Annotated in this window: 3 protein-coding genes and 1 pseudogene; all 4 read left to right on the plus strand. The window is 37.8% G+C overall.

The genetic code is table 11. The features are described 5' to 3' along the window. Window positions 1–75: 75 nt before the first annotated feature. Window positions 76–831, plus strand: a pseudogene (sppA, locus tag ACR65M_RS10295) (signal peptide peptidase SppA); the annotation flags it as partial. 18 nt (window positions 832–849) lie between these two features. Then, window positions 850–1,341: an RDD family protein gene (locus tag ACR65M_RS10300; protein WP_341333505.1), complete on the plus strand. Its 492-nt coding sequence runs from the start codon at window positions 850–852 to the stop codon at window positions 1,339–1,341. A 121-nt stretch (window positions 1,342–1,462) separates the two neighbouring features. Then, a complete protein-coding gene (locus ACR65M_RS10305) occupies window positions 1,463–2,161 on the plus strand; it encodes a DUF2953 domain-containing protein (RefSeq protein ID WP_341330635.1) in 699 nt (232 codons plus the stop codon). A 20-nt stretch (window positions 2,162–2,181) separates the two neighbouring features. Further along, window positions 2,182–2,658, plus strand: coding sequence for a GerW family sporulation protein (ytfJ, locus tag ACR65M_RS10310; protein WP_341330636.1), 477 nt, complete (start codon window positions 2,182–2,184; stop codon window positions 2,656–2,658). The last annotated feature ends 320 nt before the right edge of the window (window positions 2,659–2,978 follow it).

Genomic DNA, 2,978 nt, shown 5'->3' on the forward strand with positions numbered 1-2,978 from the left:
ATTTAAACTTTTTTATGAAGGCTACCAAGCGAAAGCGCGGTAGAAAAATCTGTGTCTATTTTCTTGACATAGTATCACCAGCATCAATCATTTCTAAAAATGATTGAAAAAGCTGAAGAGGATAAAACTGTAAAGGGTATTATTCTAAAGGTTAATTCACCAGGTGGTGGTGTTGTTGAAAGTGCGGAAATACATAAAAAGTTAACGGATCTAAAAGAAGCTACAGATAAACCAATTTATGTATCGATGGGCGCTATGGCTGCTTCTGGCGGTTATTACATCTCTGCTCCAGCTGATAAAATATTTGCTACACCTGATACAATGACCGGCTCTTTAGGAGTTATAATGCAAGGCGTTAATTTTAGTGAACTTGCTGAAAAATATGGTGTAAAATTTGAAACAATCAAAAGTGGTCCATACAAGGATATCATGTCTTCATACCGTGACATGACGGACGAAGAGAGACAAATCATGCAAACGATGGTCGATAATGCGTATCAAGGGTTTGTAGATGTAATTGCAGATGGACGTAATATGTCGGAGTCGGAAGTTCGTAAAATTGCAGACGGACGCATTTATGATGGCAGACAAGCAAAGGAAAATCATTTAATCGATGAATTAGGATACTTTGAGGATACGGTTGAAGCAATGAAGAAGGACTATGATCTTGGGGACATTAATGTTGTTGAGTACACAGCTAATTTTGGCTTTGGATCTCTATTCTCTATGAGTGCAAAAAAAATCTTTAGTGATGACATCGAAATGGCAACCATGGTTCATTTACTATCACAGCCAAATTCACCTAGAATGATGTATTTGTATGCGGAATAGGGGGGAACCAAATTGAATATGGATCTTACACACGAAGGCGTACAGGGAGATAATTATCTTCGCGATCATACATCCCGTCCAATTACCAATGCCACAACTCGCTATGCGGGCTATTGGATGCGTTTTTGGGCATACTTATTAGATCTTGTTGTAATTGGAAGTATAAACCGTATCCTTATATATCCAATATTTAGAGCTTTAGACATTCCATTATCTGATAGTGATATGTTTAGTGCTGCAGCAATTGCAACGGCAGTTGTTTTTTATCTGTATTTTGTGCTGATGACAAAGTTTTTTAGTCAAACACTTGGAAAAATGGTGTTTGGTATAAAGGTTGTAACCCTCGAGGAACAACCGCTTACTTGGATGACAGTAATTTTTAGGGAGTTCATAGGTCGATATATCTCAAAGCTTTTCTTTATAGGCTATTTAATTGTTGCTTTTCTTCCTAAAAAGCAAGGAATTCATGATTTACTTTCAGAGACAACTGTTATACATGCATCAAAGTAAGGGTAGGGTGTCCAACATGGACACTCTTATTTTTTTATAAACACATTACCATAGACCCCCTTTTTATGTATTTTTCACCATCTAGTAGGTGATAACTATACATTGAAAGGGAGTGCGTGTCATGAAGTGGCTCTTATTCGTTGTATTATTTCTAGTCCTACTACTACTGCTAATAATGATTTCGAGGCTAAAAATCTATATAGAAGCAAATCACTTAAGGGACGATGACCATATTAAAATAAGATTCAGCATTTGGTTTGGGCTGATTAGATATACGATTAATGTTCCTATGGTTGCTGTCGATAAGGAATCCCCGAGCATTGTTTTTAAAAAGGAACAGAAAGCAAGCGTATCGACTGGTGCTAATAAGAAAAAAGAAAAATTTTCGGTTAAAAATTTGTTAGCAGACTATCATGACTCTAAATTAATTTTAAGTAGGGTTGTTGATATGATTCCAATTGTTAGAAGCTTTTTAAAGAAAATATCGGTGACAAAATTTGAATGGCATTCCCATATAGGTGTTGGTGATGCTGCTCATACAGGGGTACTTACTGGGCTTGGTTGGTCTATTAAAGGAACGATTGTGGGTTTGATTAGTCACCATCTCAATCTCAAAACTCATCCTGATTATTCGATTACACCTTCATTCCAGTTTGTTGTTTCTGAAACAAGTCTAAGATGCATGTTTCATTTCCGTATCGGGCATGCTATGGTGGCAGGAATCAGAGTGATTAAAAGGTGGCGAGGAGGAATACCTAAATTTCATTCCTCAACCCTCTCAAAGCTCAGCGAAACCGATTCGGATAAAAAATCAGTTTAGAATGTCAGGAGGAATTTAATATGTCTGATCATCCAATACAGGGTTTAATGAAAACCGCAATGGAAAACTTAAAGCAGATGATTGATGTAAATACAATTATTGGTGACCCTGTTGAAACACCTGATGGGAGCGTGATTTTAACGGTCTCAAAGGTTGGCTTTGGATTTGCTGCAGGAGGTAGTGAGTTCAAAGGACAAGGTGAGGGTGGAAAAGATAGCGGTGGTGGAGGTGGAGGTGGAGACCAACAGCAACAACAACAACAGGGATCCAAACTCCCATTCGGTGGAGGAAGTGGTGGTGGAGTTTCAATTACACCAATCGCTTTTTTAATTGTTAGTGCAAACGGTGTGAAAATGCTTCATCTTGATGAAAGCACTCATTTATATGAAAAACTTCTTGAACTAGCACCACAGGCAGTTGATAAAATCCAACAAATGTTAAAAAAGAATAACCAAGACCAACAAAATCAAGACAAAAAATCTGATTTTGACATATAAGAACTTTGCGAGTTAACTGGACACACAGTTAACTCCTTTTTTGTGGTGATTTAACAAGAGTATGGCTGCGATGAAGGACTTTACATTGGGTTCGTCGATACGAGTGGTCCTTCATCCTACATATGAAGAGGATTCCGTTCAAGAATCATCCGGCATATCCCCTTCATTCAGCTTATGAAGAGGATTCAGCCCAAGAATCATCCTAAATTTCCTCTTCATTTAGTTTATGAAGAGGATTCAGCCTAAGAATCAGTCAGCATATCCTCGTCATTCAGTTTATGAAGAGGATTCAACTCAAGAATCATCCGGCATCCCCCCTT

This window comes from Ferdinandcohnia sp. SAFN-114, assembly GCF_059415045.1.